The organism is Microbacterium sp. ProA8, from assembly GCF_039905635.1.
Lineage (GTDB): Bacteria > Actinomycetota > Actinomycetes > Actinomycetales > Microbacteriaceae > Microbacterium > Microbacterium chionoecetis.
In genome coordinates this window covers 3,057,775-3,075,935 of the sequence record NZ_CP157000.1, presented here as the reverse complement: position 1 = coordinate 3,075,935, position 18,161 = coordinate 3,057,775, and the positions used below count along the sequence as shown (strand labels likewise).

General features: G+C 69.3%; 16 protein-coding genes and 1 tRNA gene. 9 read left to right on the top strand and 8 right to left on the bottom strand.

Annotation, left to right across the window (positions count from 1 at the left end; genetic code table 11):
• The first annotated feature begins 87 nt into the window (after nucleotides 1-87).
• On the top strand, nucleotides 88-1,017 hold the full coding sequence (locus ABG085_RS13825; protein ID WP_347976304.1) for a DMT family transporter: 930 nt from the start codon (nucleotides 88-90) through the stop codon (nucleotides 1,015-1,017).
• Nucleotides 1,018-1,053: 36 nt separating this feature from the next.
• Here the strand turns inward: ABG085_RS13825 and ABG085_RS13820 are convergent, their stop codons facing one another.
• A complete protein-coding gene (locus ABG085_RS13820; protein ID WP_347976303.1) occupies nucleotides 1,054-1,542 on the bottom strand; it encodes a hypothetical protein in 489 nt (162 codons plus the stop codon).
• Nucleotides 1,543-1,757: 215 nt separating this feature from the next.
• On the opposite strand from ABG085_RS13820, the gene ABG085_RS13815 reads away from it, so the two are divergent.
• The gene (locus tag ABG085_RS13815; RefSeq protein WP_347979202.1) at nucleotides 1,758-3,044 is read left to right on the top strand and encodes an aspartate kinase; all 1,287 of its coding nucleotides are present in this window, start codon (nucleotides 1,758-1,760) and stop codon (nucleotides 3,042-3,044) included.
• A 125-nt stretch (nucleotides 3,045-3,169) separates the two neighbouring features.
• On the opposite strand, the gene ABG085_RS13810 is transcribed toward ABG085_RS13815, so the two are convergent.
• On the bottom strand, nucleotides 3,170-3,751 hold the full coding sequence (locus tag ABG085_RS13810; protein ID WP_347976302.1) for a TetR family transcriptional regulator: 582 nt from the start codon (nucleotides 3,749-3,751) through the stop codon (nucleotides 3,170-3,172).
• A 97-nt stretch (nucleotides 3,752-3,848) separates the two neighbouring features.
• Between ABG085_RS13810 and ABG085_RS13805 the strand changes: the two genes are divergently transcribed.
• From ABG085_RS13805 to ABG085_RS13785, 5 genes are all read left to right on the top strand, one after another.
• Nucleotides 3,849-4,418: a dihydrofolate reductase family protein gene (locus ABG085_RS13805; RefSeq protein WP_347976301.1), complete on the top strand. Its 570-nt coding sequence runs from the start codon at nucleotides 3,849-3,851 to the stop codon at nucleotides 4,416-4,418.
• A gap of 104 nt (nucleotides 4,419-4,522) precedes the next feature.
• On the top strand, nucleotides 4,523-5,593 hold the full coding sequence (locus ABG085_RS13800; RefSeq protein ID WP_347976300.1) for an aspartate-semialdehyde dehydrogenase: 1,071 nt from the start codon (nucleotides 4,523-4,525) through the stop codon (nucleotides 5,591-5,593).
• A gap of 169 nt (nucleotides 5,594-5,762) precedes the next feature.
• Nucleotides 5,763-7,262, top strand: coding sequence for a malate:quinone oxidoreductase (locus ABG085_RS13795; protein WP_347979201.1), 1,500 nt, complete (start codon nucleotides 5,763-5,765; stop codon nucleotides 7,260-7,262).
• 6 nt (nucleotides 7,263-7,268) lie between these two features.
• The gene (locus ABG085_RS13790) at nucleotides 7,269-7,706 is read left to right on the top strand and encodes a pyrimidine dimer DNA glycosylase/endonuclease V (RefSeq protein WP_347976299.1); all 438 of its coding nucleotides are present in this window, start codon (nucleotides 7,269-7,271) and stop codon (nucleotides 7,704-7,706) included.
• A gap of 51 nt (nucleotides 7,707-7,757) precedes the next feature.
• Nucleotides 7,758-8,405 carry a thymidine kinase gene (locus ABG085_RS13785; protein WP_347976298.1) on the top strand — a complete coding sequence of 216 codons (648 nt, stop codon included), beginning with the start codon at nucleotides 7,758-7,760 and terminating at the stop codon, nucleotides 8,403-8,405.
• Between the two features lie 18 nt (nucleotides 8,406-8,423).
• Here ABG085_RS13785 and ABG085_RS13780 read toward each other — a convergent pair whose 3' ends face one another.
• Complete coding sequence (locus tag ABG085_RS13780; protein ID WP_347976297.1) at nucleotides 8,424-9,254, bottom strand: DUF1295 domain-containing protein; 831 nt, start codon at nucleotides 9,252-9,254, stop codon at nucleotides 8,424-8,426.
• Nucleotides 9,255-9,433: 179 nt separating this feature from the next.
• Here ABG085_RS13780 and ABG085_RS13775 point away from each other — a divergent pair, with 179 nt between their 5' ends.
• Both ABG085_RS13775 and ABG085_RS13770 read left to right on the top strand, forming a co-directional pair.
• On the top strand, nucleotides 9,434-10,210 hold the full coding sequence (locus tag ABG085_RS13775; RefSeq protein WP_347976296.1) for an FCD domain-containing protein: 777 nt from the start codon (nucleotides 9,434-9,436) through the stop codon (nucleotides 10,208-10,210).
• Between the two features lie 11 nt (nucleotides 10,211-10,221).
• Entirely contained in the window at nucleotides 10,222-11,619 is a 1,398-nt protein-coding gene (locus tag ABG085_RS13770) for an alpha-hydroxy acid oxidase (RefSeq protein WP_347976295.1), read from the top strand.
• A gap of 131 nt (nucleotides 11,620-11,750) precedes the next feature.
• Here ABG085_RS13770 and ABG085_RS13765 read toward each other — a convergent pair whose 3' ends face one another.
• The 5 genes from ABG085_RS13765 to ABG085_RS13745 form a co-directional block, all read right to left on the bottom strand.
• On the bottom strand, nucleotides 11,751-12,527 hold the full coding sequence (locus ABG085_RS13765) for an HAD-IIB family hydrolase (protein WP_347976294.1): 777 nt from the start codon (nucleotides 12,525-12,527) through the stop codon (nucleotides 11,751-11,753).
• 54 nt (nucleotides 12,528-12,581) lie between these two features.
• Nucleotides 12,582-12,655 (bottom strand) — tRNA-Pro (locus ABG085_RS13760).
• Nucleotides 12,656-12,673: 18 nt separating this feature from the next.
• The gene (locus ABG085_RS13755; protein ID WP_347976293.1) at nucleotides 12,674-14,260 is read right to left on the bottom strand and encodes a hypothetical protein; all 1,587 of its coding nucleotides are present in this window, start codon (nucleotides 14,258-14,260) and stop codon (nucleotides 12,674-12,676) included.
• Nucleotides 14,261-14,354: 94 nt separating this feature from the next.
• Nucleotides 14,355-15,287: a metallophosphoesterase gene (locus ABG085_RS13750; protein WP_347976292.1), complete on the bottom strand. Its 933-nt coding sequence runs from the start codon at nucleotides 15,285-15,287 to the stop codon at nucleotides 14,355-14,357.
• Entirely contained in the window at nucleotides 15,287-18,112 is a 2,826-nt protein-coding gene (locus tag ABG085_RS13745) for a transglycosylase domain-containing protein (protein ID WP_347976291.1), read from the bottom strand. Before ABG085_RS13745 ends, ABG085_RS13750 begins: the two co-directional genes overlap by 1 nt.
• Between the last annotated feature and the right edge of the window lie 49 nt (nucleotides 18,113-18,161).

Here is an 18,161-nt window from a genome sequence, read left to right as displayed (position 1 = left end):
CTCGGTCGCCCGATGCTGGAATCCCGAGCGTCGGGGCCGGGCGATCCGCGCAGCGGGCTCCATTTCTTCACGGAGAGGCACCACCACATGAACTCCTCGCAGCGCTTCGACACGCGTGCGTGGCTGCTGTTCGCGGCGATGGCGGTGCTGTGGGGCATCCCGTATCTGTTCATCAGCATCGCCGTGGAGTCCTACTCTCCTGCCGCGGTGGTGGCCGGACGCACGCTCCTCGGCGCGCTGCTGCTGCTGCCGTTCGCCATCCGGCAGAAGGCGCTGCGCCCCGCGTTCGCGAAGATCGGCTGGGTGCTGGTGTTCGGCGCCATCGAGATGGCGGGGCCCTTCCTCCTCCTCGGCCACGCCGAGCAGACGCTTCCCTCCGGCCTGACCGGCCTGCTCGTCGCGACGGTCCCACTGTTCGCCGCGATCATCGCCTTCGGCGGCGGCGACCGCTCGGTGCTGAGCCCCGCCCGCAGCATCGGGCTCTTCATCGGCTTCATCGGGGTGTTCGTCATCGTGGCAGGACCGGGGCTCTCCATCGAGGGCGGCGCCGGACTCATCGCGGTCGGCGAGGTGCTCCTGGTCGCCCTGCTCTACGCGATCGCACCGTTCGTCATCGCGACGAAGCTGCGTGACGTGCCGTCCCTCGGCTCCATCACGCTCGCCCTCCTCGCGGTCGGCATCTTCTATACGCCCATCGCGTTCCTCACCCAGCACCAGGTGCCGACGGTGGAAGGCACCGTGTCGCTGATCGCTCTCGCGGTGCTGTGCACCGCTCTCGCGTTCATCACCTTCTTCGCGCTGATCGCGCGCGTCGGTCCGGTACGCGCGCCCCTGTTCACCTACGTCAACCCGGTCGTGGCGATCGTGCTCGGCACCCTCATCCTCGGCGAGCCGCTGACGCTCGGCCTCCTGATCGGCTTCCCGCTGGTCGTCGCCGGGTGCTGGCTCGCCGCCACCGGCGGCGTCGTGCGAGCCCGCAAGCCGGTGGCCGACCTTCCGCCGATCGGACCCAGCTGATCGTGCCGCCGCGAGCGCCGGCATCCGTGATCGCGGTCAGCGGAGCACTTCGACGAGTACGATCCACGACACCAGCAGTGCGGCCACGATCGCGACGATCGAGCCGAGGGCGAACCACATGAGGCCGTCCGTCCGGCCCGCCGCCAGCAGCCCGCCGCCGATCACATAGACGACGGGAGCGAGGAAGCCCACGGCCGATTTGGCGGTGCGAAGTCGGTTGGCGGGATGCCGATTCTCGAAGATTCGCCGTGCCGCCTGCGCCTGGAACACGCCTGCCACGACCGCGAGCAGGATCATCGCGACACCGTAGGGGAGAAGGCCGACCCCCGGGATCAGCCCGATCGCCGAGCCGATGAGCGCGAGCACGAGGCCGGAGATCCCCGCGGCCAGCCGTGCCGTCAGGGAGGCCTCCTTGATGATGTCGCCGATGTTGACACTGGCCGCCACGATGACGAGACCGGCAAGGGCCGCCGTCGCGCCGGCCATCGCCACGTTGAACTCCGACCACGCTTCGATCTGCTCCATGCTCGGATGCTAGCGGCGGCCTTCGCCGGCGCGCCGCACGGGATCGGATCCACCCGCGCCGCCCCGCGGTGGCGGCTGCGCCCGACGACGCGGGGCGCGCGCGACACATGGCCGGGCGCGCATGAGCGCGTCCGTAAGATGGATCCCTGGGTGAAGTCCCTCAGCTCGGGTGCGGCATCCGTTCTCGCCTTTGACATTTACCCGTGGAGTTCGATGTGGCGCTGATCGTCCAGAAGTACGGCGGATCGTCGGTCGCCGATGCCGAGAGCATCAAGCGCGTCGCCAAGCGCATCGTCGACACGCGCCGCGCCGGCCACGACGTCGTCGTCGCCGTCAGCGCGATGGGTGACACCACGGATGAGCTGCTCGACCTCGCCGGGCAGGTCGCCCCGATCCCGGCCCCACGAGAGCTCGACATGCTGCTCTCGAGCGGCGAGCGCATCTCGATGGCGCTGCTCGCGATGGCCATTCACTCGATGGGCTTCGAGGCGCGCTCGTTCACCGGCAGCCAGGCCGGCATGATCACGACCGCCGACCACGGCTCCGCGCGCATCGTCGACGTCACGCCCATCCGCCTGCGCGAGGCCCTCGACGAGGGTGCGATCGTCATCGTCGCCGGCTTCCAGGGCTTCAACCGCGACACGCGGGACATCACGACGCTCGGTCGCGGCGGCTCCGACACCACGGCCGTCGCGCTCGCGGCGGCGCTCGAGGCCGACGTCTGCGAGATCTACAGCGACGTCGACGGCATCTTCACCGCCGACCCCCGCGTCGTGCCGAAGGCCAAGAAGCTGAACGTCGTGTCGGCAGAGGAGATGCTCGAGCTGGCTGCCAACGGTGCGAAGGTGCTGTACATCCGCGCTGTCGAGTACGCACGCCGCCACCGTGTGCTGATCCACGCCCGCTCCACGTTCAGTTCGAGCGTGGGGACCTATGTGCTCGGCCCGGGGATGAGCGTTCCCCAGGGCGAAAAGGGAGAAGAGATGGAAGAGCCGATCGTCGCCGGGGTCGCCACCGACCTCGGCCAGGCCAAGATCACCGTCATCGGCGTGCCCGACGTGCCGGGCAAAGCCGCGGAGATCTTCAAGGTCATCGCCAAGTCCGGGGCCAACGTCGACATGATCGTGCAGAACGTGTCGGCGGCGGCCACCGGGCGCACCGACATCTCGTTCACCCTCCCGAAGACGGACGCGGCCACGGCGCTGAAGGCGCTCGCCGGCGACCAGTCCGACATCGGGTTCGAGAACCTCGTCCACGACGACCAGATCGGCAAGCTCTCGGTCGTCGGCGCCGGCATGCGCACGCACTCGGGCGTCTCGGCCACGCTGTTCGAGGCGCTGAGCGTCGCGGGCATCAACATCGAGATGATCTCGACCTCCGAGATCCGCATCTCGGTCGTGGTGCGCGGCGACGATCTCGCCGAGGCCGCGCGCGTCGTCCACACCGCGTACGGGCTCGACGGCGACATCGAGGCGACCGTCTACGCCGGCTCGGGCCGCTGACTCGCGGGCGACGCCTGCACCCCATCGCCGTCCGCGGTGGCTTCGACCGCTGACCGCGCCGGCTGCGGCGTCCGCCCAGCCGCTCGAGGATCAGGCGATGCTGCGGATGCGCCCGGCCACGGGCATCAGGGGGAGATCCTGTCGCGGAGCAGCCCATCGACGAAGGCGTCGACAATCGCGTCGGTGGAGGTCTCGGGGTCGATCATCACTGTGAGCCGGTCGAGGATCAATCCGTCGATCGCGTAGTGGAACAGCGCGATGTCGAACGCCTCCCCTGGTAGGCCCGCGTCGCGGTTGAAGTCCACATCGGCCTCGAAGCCCGCGCGCATCCACCGGCCCAAGCGGTCGGCGATGGTGGGGTTGCGCGCCGCCTCCAGGCGCAGCGTGAACAGTGCCAGCGCGACCTGCCGGTCGCCCAGCAGTCGGCGGACGATGTCGCGGAGGTAGTCCGCGAAGAGCTCGGGCCCGGGGAACCGCGCCGCGAGTTCCTCGTGCACGTCCGGGGACGGAGTGAGCCTCTCCCCGATCCGCGTGACGATGGCGTCCGTCAGCGCGTCTCGTGACCGGAAGTAGTTGGATGCGGTGCCCACCGGCGCACCCGCCCGCGCATCGACGGCGCGATGGGTGAGGCCCCGCATGCCCTCATCGGCCACCACTGCGATCGCGGCGTCGGCCAGTTCCGCGCGGCGGGCATCGTTTCGAGCCATGCGTGCACTGTACCTGGTTCACGACAGGTGTTGTGAATGGCCGCGCACCACACTACAGTGATCGAGTAACCACTACACATGTCGTGAAAGAAGAAACATGCGAGAACTCGTCTACTACGTCGCCGTCAGCCTGGACGGCCGGATCGCTTCGCCGACGCACGGCTTCGAATCCTTCCTGAGCGAAGGCGATCACGCCGAGGTCCTCACCCCCGAGTGGGGCGACACCATCCCCGAGCCGATCCACCAGGCTCTCGGACTCGACGTTCGCCGGGGCACCATCTCCACGGTTCTGATGGGCTGGAACACCTACGCCGTGGGTCTGCCGGACATGCCCAGCCCGTACTCGCACCTCGAGCAGATCGTGTTCTCCCGTACGCAGGGTGCGCCGGCCGGCGCAGATGGCGTCCGGATCACCGACGACGACCCGCGGGAGATCGTCACTGCGCTCAAGCAGCAGCGCGGCGGCGACATCTGGCTGTGCGGGGGAGGTGTGCTCGCCGCACAGCTGGTGGATCTCATCGACCGACTGGTGCTGAAGGTCAACCCGTTCGTCTCCGGAGACGGCATTCCTCTGTTCGCGGGCCAGTACGCGCCGACCCGGTTCGCGTTGGAGCGGTCCCGCGCGTTCGAGACCGGTGTGGTCGTGAACGAATACCGCAGACGGTAACGGCGAACCTCGCTTCTGCGGCAGGGCGGTAGAATCGGGCAACCCCGCGCGTTCGAAGGCGCCCGCGCGTCCGCTTCACGCTTGTGCCCACGCTGAGGAACACCATGACCCGCATCTCCGATTCAGGACTCTCCGTCGCCATCGTCGGCGCCACCGGCCAGGTCGGCGGCGCGATGATCGACATTCTCGAGGAGCGCGGGTTCCCGGTGCGCGAGATCCGCGCCTTCGCGACCGCACGTTCGGCCGGATCCGACATCGTCTTCCAGGGCCAGGCCGTGACCGTGGAGGATGTCGCCACCGCCGAGCTCGACGGCATCGACATCGCGCTGTTCTCGGCCGGCGCCACCGGCAGCCGTGCGCACGCGCCGCGCTTCGCCGAGGCGGGCGCCGTCGTGATCGACAACTCCAGCGCGTGGCGCATGGACCCCGACGTTCCGCTCGTGGTGAGCGAGGTCAACCCCCACGCCATCGCCGAGGCGCGCAAGGGCATCATCGCGAACCCCAACTGCACCACGATGGCCGCCATGCCGGCGCTGAAGGTGCTCGACAACGAAGCCGGTCTCGAGCGGCTCATCGTGAGCACCTATCAGGCGGTGAGCGGTTCGGGTCTCTCCGGCGTCCAGGAGCTGCTGGGCCAGGTCGAGGGTGTGCTCGCTCAGGGCGATGTGGAGCGGCTCGCCCGCGACGGTTCGGCGCTGGACTTCCCCCAGCCCGAGAAGTACGTCGCCCCCATCGCCTTCGACGTCATCCCCTTCGCCGGCAGCCTCGTCGACGACGGTCTCAACGAGACCGACGAGGAGAAGAAGCTCCGCAACGAGAGCCGCAAGATCCTCGAGCTGCCCGACCTGCGGGTCGCCGGAACGTGCGTGCGCGTGCCGGTCTTCACCGGCCACTCGCTGAGCATCAACGTCGAGTTCGCCCGCGACATCACTCCCGAGCGCGCCCGCGAGGTGCTCTCGAGCGCTCCCGGCGTCAAGCTCGAGGAGGTCCCGACGCCGCTGCAGGCGGCCGGTACCGACCCGGCGTACGTGGGTCGCATCCGTGCCGACCAGTCTGCGCCCGAGGGCAAGGGCCTCGTGCTGTTCATCTCGAACGACAACCTGCGCAAGGGTGCGGCGCTCAATGCCGTGCAGATCGCGGAGCTCGTCGCGGCCAACCTGGGCGCCAGCGTCTGACCTTCCCTTCGACGACGCGAGAGCGAGCGGATGCCGGTGCCTTCGGCATCCGCTCGCCTTGTCGTTGCGGCAAGAACGGCAGGACTTTCCGGGGAGAAGCCGGCGCCCGGTCAGGGGTGCTTTCCGGCCGAACTAGAATCGTTGGGTGACCGAAACGCCCTCCGACGCCCTGCCCAGCCCTGACGACAGCGACCTCCCCACGGGGACGGTCGACGTTCTGCTGATCGGCGGCGGCATCATGAGTGCGACGCTCGGCACCCTGCTGCAGCAGCTGCAGCCCGACCTGAAGATCGCCGTCTTCGAGCGGCTGAGCGACGTCGCGCTGGAGAGCTCGAACCCCTGGAACAACGCCGGCACCGGCCACGCGGCGCTCTGCGAGCTGAACTACATGCCCGAGGGCAAGGACGGCACCGTCGACCCCGCCAAGGCGATCTCGATCAACGAGCAGTTCCAGCAGAGCCGTCAGCTGTGGTCGTCGCTCGTCGAAGCCGGCGTGCTCGACGCTCCGTCGACGTTCATCAACTCCACCCCGCACATGACCTTCGTGCAGGGCGAGAAGGATGTCGCCTACCTCAAGAAGCGCTACGAGGCGCTGAAGGACGAGCCGCTGTTCGCCGGCATCGAGTACAGCGAGGACTCCCGCGTCATCAACCAGTGGGCGCCGCTCCTGATGCAGAAGCGCCGCAAGGGCGAGCCGTTCGCCGCGACCCGCATGCCGGCGGGTACGGACGTCGACTTCGGAGCGCTGACCCACCAGCTCATCGACCGGCTCGCCGAGAACGGCGCCGACGTGCGCATCAACACCGAGGTGCGCCGCCTGAAGCGCCTGCCCGACGGCACGTGGCGCGTGAAGTACCGCCGCACTGTCGGCCGGACACCCGGCGAGATCCGCGCCAAGTTCGTCTTCGTCGGCGCCGGCGGCTGGGCGCTCAAGCTGCTGCAGCGCTCCGGCATCCCCGAGATCTCGGGCTACGGCGTGTTCCCGATCGGCGGACAGTTCCTCAAGACGTCGAACCCTGCGGTGGTCGCGCAGCACAAGGCGAAGGTGTACTCGCAGGCATCCGTCGGCGCTCCGCCCATGTCGGTGCCGCACCTGGACACGCGCGTCGTCGACGGCGAGGCATCGCTGCTTTTCGGCCCGTTCGCGACGTTCAGCCCGAAGTTCCTCAAGACCGGCTCGTGGTTCGACATCGTCGGTCAGGTGCGGCCCGGCAACCTCGGCCCGATGCTCAAGGTCGCGTGGGACAACCCCAGCCTCATCACGTATCTCGTCGGCGAGCTGCTGAAGAACCACGCGAAGAAGGTCGACAGCCTGCGCGAGTTCATGCCGACCGCGAAGGACGAGGACTGGGAGATCATCCAGGCCGGTCAGCGCGCCCAGGTGATGAAGAAGGATCCCGAGAAGGGCGGCGTGCTGCAGTTCGGCACCGAGGTCGTCACCGGCGCCGACGGCACCATCGCGGGCCTGCTGGGCGCATCCCCGGGTGCGTCGACCGCGGTGTCGATCATGCTCGGGCTGCTGAAGACCTGCTTCCCCGACCGCATCGACGCCTGGGAGCCGCGCCTCCGCGAGCTCATCCCGACCTACGGCGACACGCTCAACGCGCGTCCCGAGGTCGCGCAGGAGCTCCTCGGCGAGACCGCGGAGACGCTCGCGCTCACCGCCTAGCCGGCCATGAGGCTGTGGTCGCTGCACCCCTCGGTCCTCGATCGCGCGCCACTCGTGGCGTGCTGGCGTGAAGGGCTCCTCGCGCAGCGGGTGCTCACCGGCACGACACGCGGCTACACGCGGCATCCGCAGCTCGAACGCTTCCGGGCGGCCGACGAGCCGCTCGATGCGATCGGCCACTACCTCTGCGCGGTGCGCCTCGAGGCGATGACCCGCGGGTACTCGTTCGACGGATCGCGCGTGCTGCGGACGGATGCTGCGAACCCCGGCATCCCGGTCACCACCGGTCAGCTCGCCTTCGAGCTCGCGCATCTGCGGGCGAAGGTGACGCTGCGCGACCCGGCCTGGCTGCCCCGCCTTCCGGCTGTCGCTGCGCCGTCGCCCAGTCTCGTGGAGCGGCCGGGTGCGATCGAGCCCTGGGAGCGCGCGGCGCCCCCACTCTGACGGGGCCCACCGGAGCAGAGGCGTCGCCTCGCCAGCGACTACGCTCGATCCGTGGCCAAGCTCTACTTCCGCTACGGGGCGATGAACTCCGGCAAGTCGACGTCGCTCCTTCAGGCCGCGTACAACTACGAGGAGCGCGGCCAGCACGTGCTGCTGGCCAAGCCGCTGATCGACACGAAGGGCGCCGATCAGATCGACAGCCGCCTCGGCGTCAAGCGCACCGTTGATTTCCTCGTGGGGCCCGACGACGACATCCGGGCTCTGTTCGCCGAGCACCGCGCGCGTGTCAAGGCCGAGGCGGCGGACACCCTGGTTCCCGAGGCGCTCGAGCACGACGTCGACGTCGCCTGCCTCCTCATCGACGAGGCGCAGTTCCTCACGCGCGAACAGGTGGACGACCTGCTGCGGATCGTCGTGTTCGACGGCGTGCCGGTGCTCGCCTACGGCATCCGCACCGACTTCCAGACGCAGGCGTTCCCGGGTTCGGCCCGGCTGCTGGAGCTCGCGCACAGCCTCGAGGAGCTCAAAACGATCTGCCGATGCGGACGCAAGGCGCTCTTCAACGCACGTCTGGTCGGGGGACGCTTCGTCTTCGACGGCGACCAGGTGGCGATCGACGAGCTCACCGCCGACCGCATCACGTACGAGTCCCTCTGCGCCGAGGACTACCTCCGCGCGTCCGGCGGACGCCTGGAGTGACTCTCGGCGGGGCGGCGGTCAGGCGGTCTCCGGCGCGCGCCCCTGGCGACGGGGGAACGGGAGCAGCATCGACGTGGTGCGCTGGTACTCGCGGTACGCGGGGTACTTCCCGGCCGAGATCGACTCGGTGAACACCGTCGAACCGATGAACAGCACGGTCAGCAGCGCCGGGCCGGCGATGGTCCAGTTGAGCCAGCTGCCGCCGTCGGCGACGAGGGCGACCGCGCCGAGGGCGTAGAACGCCCACCACTGCGCCTGTTCGAAGAAGAAGTTGGGGTGGCGGCTGTACGCGAACAGCCCTGTCGTCAGGAACCCGGGCTCCAGCGCGCCGCCGGCGGCCTTCTTCGCCTGGTGGAAGGCCCACTGCTGCTGGTCGGCGATGGTCTCACCGACGAGGAACCCGGCGAAGACGACGGCGAATGCGGCATCCCATCCGTTGAACGGCACCGGATGCTGCCACGCGATGAACGCCGGCAGCGAGATGAGCACCAGCAGCGCACTCTGGAATCCGACGATGAAGAGCAGGTTGAACACCTGGAACTGCCACCGCTTCATGCGCCCGCGCAGGACCGCCCAGCGGTAGTCCTCCATGCCGGTGTAGCCGCCCTTGCGCGCGAAGTTGAAGGTGAGCCGCACACCCCAGGCGGTGACCAGCACGGCCATCACGACCAGCCGGGCCGCATCGACGCCTGTGACGAGGGCGGCAGCGGCGAAGATCCACACGTAGATCACCGGGACGATCGACCAGATCCGGTCGATCCATGACGTCTCGTTGGTGATGAGGGAGGTGATCCAGCAGAACGCGGCAGCGACGCCCGCGACGATGAGCACGAGGGGGAGGGGATCCATGGGGTCAGAGTAGCGCTCCAGGACGACATCCCGCGTCACCGTGGGTTGTCTGTGGTCGGACCACACGTTATCGTGGTCTGACCACAGGCGATCTTGACCGAACCACACGTTTTCTTGACCGAACCACACCTGGCCTTCATCGAGGAGGGCAGGCGGATCCGACATCGATGAGGAGATCCGTGGCAGGAACCCCCACCCCGCCGCCGGCGATCGCGCCGGCGCGCGCCTGGCGTGTCGTCCTCGAGAAGATCGAGACGGACCTGCTCGACGGCACGCTCCGCCCGGGCGACCGGCTCGCGCCCGAGCGTGAGCTCGCGGCCACCCTCGGCGTCGGTCGCTCCAGCGTCCGCGAGGCGCTGCGCGTGCTCGAGGTGATGGGGCTCATCCGCACCGGCACCGGTTCCGGCCCGACGTCGGGCGCGATCATCATCGCGACGCCCGAGGGGGGAATGTCGGCGCTGCTGCGGCTGCAGGTCGCCGCTCAGGGCTTCCCCTTCGACGACGTCGTGGCGACCCGCCTCGTACTGGAGTCCGCTGTCGTGGACGCGGTCGCGACCGACCCGGCGCTGACGACGACCCGGGCCCGCGACATCCTCGATGCGATGGACGCCGCAGACCTCACGGCGCCGGAGTTCCTGGCACTCGACGCCCAGCTGCATCTGGCCCTCGCCGAAGCGTCGGGCAACGTCGTGATCGCCGCCATGATGGCGGGATTGCGCACGGCGATCGAGTCGTACGTCCAGGCCGGTGCCGCCGGCATCGCGGAATGGGATGCCGCTGCCGACCGCCTCCGCCGCGAGCACCACGCGATCCTCGACGCCGTCGACGCGGGCGACGCCCTCCGTGCCCGCACCCTCGTCCACGACCACATCGTGGGCTACTACGCCTCGGCGGGCCTCGCGCGCGCCGCCGCCGATTCCGTCCCCGGACCCGCCGCCACGGATCCGACCTCCTGAAAGGCACTCCCATGGTCCAGCGCCAACTCCCCAAGCCCGCAGAGCTGCTCGAGCTCATGCAGTTCAAGAAGCCCGAACTCGACGGTCGCAAACGCCGGCTCGAGGCGGCGCTCACCATCCACGATCTGCGCACGATCGCCAAGCGCCGCACACCCAAGGCGGCCTTCGACTACACCGACGGCGCCGCTGAGGGCGAGTTCTCGCTCGCCCGTGCGCGCCAGGCGTTCGAGGACGTCGAATTCCATCCCGACATCCTGCGTCCGGCCGAGCACGTCGACATGTCGACCGAGATCCTCGGCGGTCCCTCGGCGCTACCGTTCGGCATCGCACCGACCGGCTTCACGCGGCTCATGCAGACCGAGGGCGAGACGGCCGGTGCGGGTGCGGCCGGTGCCGCCGGCATCCCGTTCACGCTCTCGACCCTCGGCACGACGTCGATCGAGGACGTGAAGAAGGCCAACCCCCACGGACGCAACTGGTTCCAGCTGTACGTCATGCGCGACCGCGAGATCTCGTACAACCTTGCGCGCCGCGCGGCGGCCGCCGGCTTCGACACGCTGCAGTTCACCGTCGACACGCCCGTCGCGGGCGCACGCCTGCGCGACAAGCGCAACGGGTTCTCCATCCCGCCCCAGCTGACCCTCGGCACGATCATCAACGCGATCCCGCGGCCGTGGTGGTGGTACGACTTCCTGACCACGCCGAAGCTCGAGTTCGCCTCCCTCTCGACGACGGGCGGCACCGTGGGCGAGCTGCTCAACTCCGCGATGGACCCGACGATCAGCTACGACGACCTCGCGATCATCCGCGACATCTGGCCGGGCAAGATCGTGGTCAAGGGCGTGCAGAACGTCGCCGACTCGAAGCGGCTCATCGACGCGGGCGTCGACGGCATCATCCTGTCGAACCACGGCGGGCGCCAGCTCGACCGCGCGCCCGTCCCGTTCCGCCTGCTGCCCGAGGTGGTGCGCGAAGTCGGCAAGGACGCCACCGTCATGGTCGACACCGGCATCATGAACGGCGCCGACATCGTGGCATCCATCGCGCTCGGCGCGAAGTTCACGCTCATCGGCCGCGCGTACCTCTACGGCCTCATGGCGGGCGGACGACAGGGCGTCGACCGCACGATCGAGATCCTGCGCAGCGAGATCGAGCGCACCATGAAGCTCCTCGGCGTCTCGACCCTCGCCGAGCTCGAGCCGCGGCATGTCACGCAGCTCACGCGCCTCATGCCGCTCGCGGGAGCTCCGGCCGAGGCCGCCGGTGGTGGCGCCCCGCGCGTGCGCGTCGCGTCGGGTCCGGCCGCGCGGGCACCGCGGACGACGGCGAACGGGAAGACGGATGCCGCGGCATCCCGTCCCGCGAAGACCACCGCGTCGAAGGGCACCTCGTCGCGCCCTCAGGGCTGATCCATTCGACGTTCCGCTCGCTCAACGACCGCTGCCTCAACCGGTCGTTGAGCGGGCGGGGGAACGAGTGGGACGAACGCGGGCTGGGCGCGCGAGGAGGCGCCGCTCGGCGATGGAGCGCTCCGGCGATCTCAGACGCGGACGGGGAGCGTGGGGATGAGCTGCTCGAGGTAGACGGCGGTGTCTTCCCAGCCCTCCACCGCGTGGCAGGCGACGCCCATCGCCAGGACGGGGTAGTCGTTGCCGTCCGGGTCGAGGCGGTCGCCCACGAAGAGCATGTCGTCGAGGGCGATGCCGGTCTGCTCGGCGAGCTGACGCATGCCGTAGGCCTTGTCGATGCCCTGCTCCGTGATGTCGACCGAGGTCGAGCCCCCTGAGCGCACCTCGAGATCGGGGATCAGTGCGGCCACGGCCGCCCGCAGGGCGTTCTTCTTCTCGCCGGTCGGATCCCATGCCATCTTGGCTGCGACGGGCGCCTGCTGACCCAGGGCCGAGAACGTGATCTGCGAGCCGCGGTCCTCCAGGATGTCGCCCCAGGTCTCGGATTCCCAGAGTCCGAGGCGACGGGCCTCCCCCTCGACGGCGGCGAGCGCTCGGGACTTCTGGTCGTCGGTCAGCGAGCGCTTGTAGACGGTGACGACGTCGTCCTCCGTCAGGCGGTAGTACTGAGTGCCGCACGTGGGCAGCAGGTGCATCCGCGAGCGGGCGGCGGCGGAGGCATCCGGAAGACGGTCGACGACCTGCGTCGTGAACTGGGCCAGCTGGCCGCCCGAGATGATCGCGACCTCGACCCGCTCGGCCAGAGCGATGAGCAGCTCGCCGATGCGCCGGTCGATCTGGCTCTTCGACGGAGCCAGGGTGTCGTCGAGGTCGAAGGCGACGAGAAGGGGCGGGTTATTGTCGGTCACGGTGTCCGTCCTTTCATGCGAGAGGCTCCGCCTTCCGGCGGAGCCTCTCCGATGTCGGGGTGACAGGATTTGAACCTGCGGCCTCTTCGTCCCGAACGAAGCGCGCTACCAAGCTGCGCCACACCCCGTTTGACAACCCCATGAGTCTACCTGATCACGGGGCGTGCTCCGAACCGGGGTCGACGGGAAGCGACGATCGCGATGCCGATGCTGAGCAGCGCCACGGCGATGGCCGCAGGCCCTCGGACGGCGGCGGTGTCCGTCCCCGTGGCGGCGAGCGCGGCCGACGGCGGGTTCGCAGCGACCTCTCCGTCGGGCGCAGGAGTCTCCGTCGGCGCGGGCGGTGGGGGCGTCGACGCGGCGGACGGGGGTGCGACGACGGCGACCTGCGACGGCTCGCCGAAGCGCTCCATCCAGACGAAATCCGGCCCGGTGTGGGCGACGACTGCGGCGACCTGGTCGGCGGCGCTCACGCTCCATACCGCCGTGTAGAAGCCCGGCGTGTTCATCTCCCACGGGGAGGTGACCGTGTACGGGCCCATCGGACCGATCAGCGGATCGGTCGTCACGCGCAGGGTGCCGACGACGGATGCCGCGGCCGGGACCGGCGAGCCGGGCACCGGCTCCACGTCCGTGCGGTACACGACGGCGCCGGCGGTCACCGGCAGGTATGACCCGTCCTCCGCGCGCGGCCATGAGCCGGCGTCCGCGGTGAAGGTCACCTCGTCGAGGTACGGGCCTCCCGCCGTCTCTCGCGCGGGCACCCGCGTCGAGATGCTGGGGGAGAACGGCGGAACGCGCGGGACGGCGTCGGATCCCGCGACCTCGAACTCGATCACGCCGGCAGGGCCGGCCGTCTCCTGCCCACCCGGCGTCGTGTAGTGGCGCACCGCAGCGGGGAGGCCGGCTCGGAAGCGCCCGGTGCCGCTCACCGCGTACGCGCGCCCTTCTGCCGGCGGCACCGTCCGGATCGAGTAGGCGCTTCCCACGGACGCCCCGTCGCGCGTCGGTGACCCCGAGTCGGCGAAGACGGCGTTGACCAGTGTCACCGTCCCGGTTGCGGCGCTCGTGGCGTCCACCCGCACCGTGCCGCTGCGGTGGTCGGCGGCATCCGTCGAGAACACCAGGCTCCCGCTCGCCGCCGTCGCGGTGTGTGCGGCACGGAGCGCTTCGTCGTAGTAGGCGACCGCACGCTCCTGCACGGCCCGATCGTGCTGCGGCGCGAGCGCGGAGAGCGTCCAATGGATCGCCTCAGCCAGCGAATCGCCGCGATACCCGAAGGCGTGGAGCGTCTCCTCGCGATTCGCGATGGCCTTGACCGCCCATGCCACCGCAGCGGCCTGCACAGGATCCTGCGTCTGTCCGTAGCTCGACACGAGCAGGTTGATCCCGGCGAGCTGCTGCGGCGACAGTCCCGCGGCCGAGCCGCTGATCCCGTGGTCGCTGCTCGGTCCGGTCGGCGCGGGTGCACCCGGAGTGATGCAGTAGGTGTGCACGCCGTCGATGAGCATCGAGCCGTGCCAGCCGTACGCCGAGACAGGTGCCCACGTGCCGAATCCCACGCCCCGCTCGGCGGCGTCGGCCCGCGGCGGCGCCACGACGTCGAGGGCCAGGAGCAGGATCAGCACAGGGAAGATCAGCACGTAGGCGGGCAGGGGCAGTCGGGCGAACAGCACCCGCAGCACAAGGGGTCGCGGTGCGGAGTTCAGAGGCGGTCGGCGATTCTTCGGCACACACCGAGACTGCGGGAGCGCCGGCCCGCGCGAGTGTCCGTCGAGCGGATCTGTGGACCAGCGCCCGCGACCTCCTTCTGGGGAGGAACCGAGGCTACGCGCCAGGAACGAGGGTCAGTAGCGACGCTTCCGGACGACAGGCGAACCGCACGGGCGCGTAGATCGAGTGCCCGAGACCGGCGCTGACGTTCAGGGGTACGGTGCGCCCGCCGTGCGTCCACGTGCTGAGTCCACGCGCCTGCTTCAGCGGAATGTCGCAGTTGGCGACGAGGGCGCCGAAGCCGGGCAGACGCACCTGACCGCCGTGGGTGTGGCCCGCGAAGACGGCGTCGGCGCCGAGGTCGACGAACTCGGCGAGCACGCGCCGGTACGGCGCGTGGGTGACACCGATCGTGAGGTCGGCGGACTCGTCGCTGCGCAGCTCCGACAGCAGCCCGGGGAGCAGCTCGGGCTTGTCCCACCCGCGGTGGGCGTCGCTGACGCCGAAGGCGGCGATGCGGCGGCCGGCGGCATCCAGCGCCCCGACACGATTGTTGAGATCGAGCCAGCCGAGCTCATCGGTCAGGTAGTCGTCGAGCGCCTGGGTGTCGAGGGGCTCGGACGTGTGCTTCACCTTCGACGGCCCGGTGAAGTACTTCAGCGGGTTGCGCGGCGAAGGGGAGGCATGGTCGTTCGAACCGTGGACGAAGACCCCCGGGATGCCGCGCAGCGGGTCGAACGCCTCGCGCAGGCCGCGAAGCCCTTCGGCGTGGCCCAAGTTGTCGCCGGTGTTGACCACGAGGTCCGGCTGAAGCTCCGCGAGGGCAGCGATCCATTTCTGCTTGCGATGCTGCCAGGGCGCCATGTGCGCGTCGGACAGGTGCAGGACCCGGATCGGCGCGGCTCCGGCCGGAAGCACAGCCACCTCGTGGAAGCGGACGGTGAAGAGGTAGCGCTCGATGCCGATGCCCCAGATCGCGGCTCCTGCACCGACCGCCCCCACCGTGCCGAGCACGGTGAGGGCGGTGCGAGTTGCTGCGGGCGGCACTAGTCGTCGTCACCGCCGCCGCCGGGACCGCGGCCTCCACCGCCACCACCGCAGGCCGCGGCGGTGTAGTCGACGAGGATCCCCGTGTTGCGGTTGACGACGCTGCCGGCGCCGGGGTTGGTCGCAGTCGCCCTCGTCTGGGCACCGGCGGCGGCGTCAGCGGTGCAGGTGCCGTCGCCGACGTTTCCGAAGCCGGCGCTGCGCAGGGCCTTCTTGGCGTCCTCCAGCGAGCGACCCGAGACGTCGGGGACTGTGAGGCCCTCGCCGTTGCTGGGGTTGATCGTGACGGTGCTGCCACCGGGGACCCTGCCGGCTCCCGGGTTCTGGGCGCCGACGACTCCCGCCGGCTGGTTGGAGTCGACCGGCCCGCCGACCTGGACCGTGAACCCGGCGTCGGTCAGCGTCTTCGTCGCCTGGTCGATCGTCTGGCCCACGACGTTGGGGAGCTCGGTCAGCTGCACCTTGATGAGGTCGTTGTCAGGGCTCGCGAACCGCTCGCCGCCGTACGCGGCATTGGCGGCGCCCTGAACGTCCCGGGTGATGCGGTAGCGGATGTCGGAGAGGCGCACCCCGTTGCTGTTGGAGGTCTTGAAGATGTCCCCACCTCCCTGGACGTTGCCCGCCCAGGTCGCCGTGGCGACCTTGGTGCTGGACTCGACCAGCCACGACTGGAGCTCTTCATGGGTACCGGTCTTGCCGATGAGCGGCACGCTGTCGCGCGGCTTGCCCTGGCTTCCTGTCCCGCCGTTCATCACGCCCTGCAGCGCGTAGGCCGCGGTCGCTGCCACCTTCGGATCGAGGACCGGGTTGCACGTGCGCTCGGGCTTCGGCAGCTCGTTGCCGTCGGAATCGGTCACGCGGTCGATCACCTGCGGCTGGCAGTACGTACCGTTGTTGGCGACCGTCGCGTAGGCTCCCGCGATCGCGAGGGGCGACACGTTCGCCGTCCCGATGACGGTGTTCAGGCCGCTCATCTTGACCGGCGCGTTGTTGAAGGTATCGATGACGCCCAGTTTCGTGGCGACGTTGCCGATGTCGCAGAGGTCGAGCTTCTCGGCCATCGCGAAGTAGCCGGTGTTCAGCGACGATGCCGTGAACTGCATCGGAGTGCCGATACGCCCGGGATCCTTGCCGAAGTTGCCGGTGGGCTTGGTCGCGGTGTTGTTCCAGGTCTCGCCGCACACGGTCAGCTTCTTGAAGATGCGCAGCGTGCCGTTGAGCGTCTCGTTGACCGAGTGACCCTTCTCGAGCCAGTCGAGAAGCGTGAAGAGCTTGAACGTCGATCCCGCGCTGAAGCCGGTCGAGGCACCGAAGGTCTGGTCGCCGGCATACACCTGCGACGAGAAGTTCCAGTCCGGGGCGTTGGCGGCATCCTCGCTGAACTTCGTGTTCTGGGCCATCGCGAGGACGCGTCCGGTCGTCGCCTCGACGCTGACCGTGGTCGAGCCGAAGCGGCCCGCCTCCGGCTGGGTCGTCCCCTGCCGCATCTGGATGCTGGTCGGCGCGTACGTGGCCATCGCCTGCTCGGCGGGGCCCTGGATGCGCGGGTCGAGAGTCGTGTAGACGTTGAGTCCGCCGCGCTGCAGGGTGTCCTGGCGCGCTTCCACGGTCTCTCCGAACGCCGGGTCGTTGAGGATCACGTACTTGACGTACTGGCAGAAATACGCGGCCCCGCCGGCATTCCCGCAACCGGTCTTCGGTTCGACGACATTGGGCGTGATCGGCCAGGCGGCCGCCTCGACGTACTGCTCGCGCGTGATCTTGCCGTCCTCGAGCAGGCGACTCAGCACGTACAGCTGGCGCACCTTCGTCGAGGTGTATCCGTCGGCGGCGGCGAGCTTCTGCTCTTCCGTGATGTCACCGGAGGCGACGAGGTCATCCAGCACGCCGAGCTTGGCGCCCTCGTCGATCACGCCGTCCGGTGCCTTGTTGAAGGTCGTTCCGTCGGAGCTGGTGATCGATCCGCCGACCTTGTCGATGCGGTAGCTGTTCGGATTCTGCACCATGCCGGCGAGCGTCGCCGCCTGCGCAACGGTGAGATTCGCGGCAGTGGTGTTGAAGTACCGGCGGGCTGCCGCCTCGATGCCGTACGTGATGCCGCCGAAGTTGGCGATGTTGAGGTAGCCGAGCAGGATGTCGTTCTTGGAGTACTTCTGCTCGAGCGCGATCGCGTAGCGCATCTCCTGCAGTTTGCGGCTGTAACCCTCGGCCCCTTCGGCCGTGGTCGCCTCGACCCAGCAGTTGAGCAGCGCCTGATCGCGGCTGACCTTCTCCTTCGCCAGACCGGTCGCCTCGTCGATGACCACCTCGCCGGCGTCGTTCGTCTCGTACTCCGTGGCGGCGTTCTGCTCGCACTTCTGGATCAGCACGTTCTTGACGTACTGCTGGCTGATCGACGAGCCACCCTGCGTCTCCGCGGCACCTCCGGCGTTGGAGAGCAGCGCGCGGGTGGTTCCGATGAGATCGATGCCGCCGTGCTGGTAGTAGCGCGGGTCCTCACTGGACAGCAGCGCGTCATACATGACGGGGTTGATCTGGTCGAAGTTGACCGGCGTGCGGTCCTGCTCGAGGAACTGCGTCATGAGCTGCGGCTGCCCGCTCGCCGGGTCGGTGTAGTAGAAGTTGCTCGGCAGCATGAGCTTGTCGATCTCGAGCGAGCTCGGCAGATTGTCGAACATCGTGATCGCGCGCTCGGCCGCAGTGCTCGTGATGGCGACCGCGGGGGTGACGGTCGCGGCGATCAGGACACCGGCTGCGGCGCTGAGGCCTACGAGCCCGGCGAGGCCGCCGAGCACACCTGTGGCCGTGCGTTTGGTATCAGGCATAGGGTTGATCGTAGGGGAGATACCTGGGCGAATCCCTCAGAGACGTGCG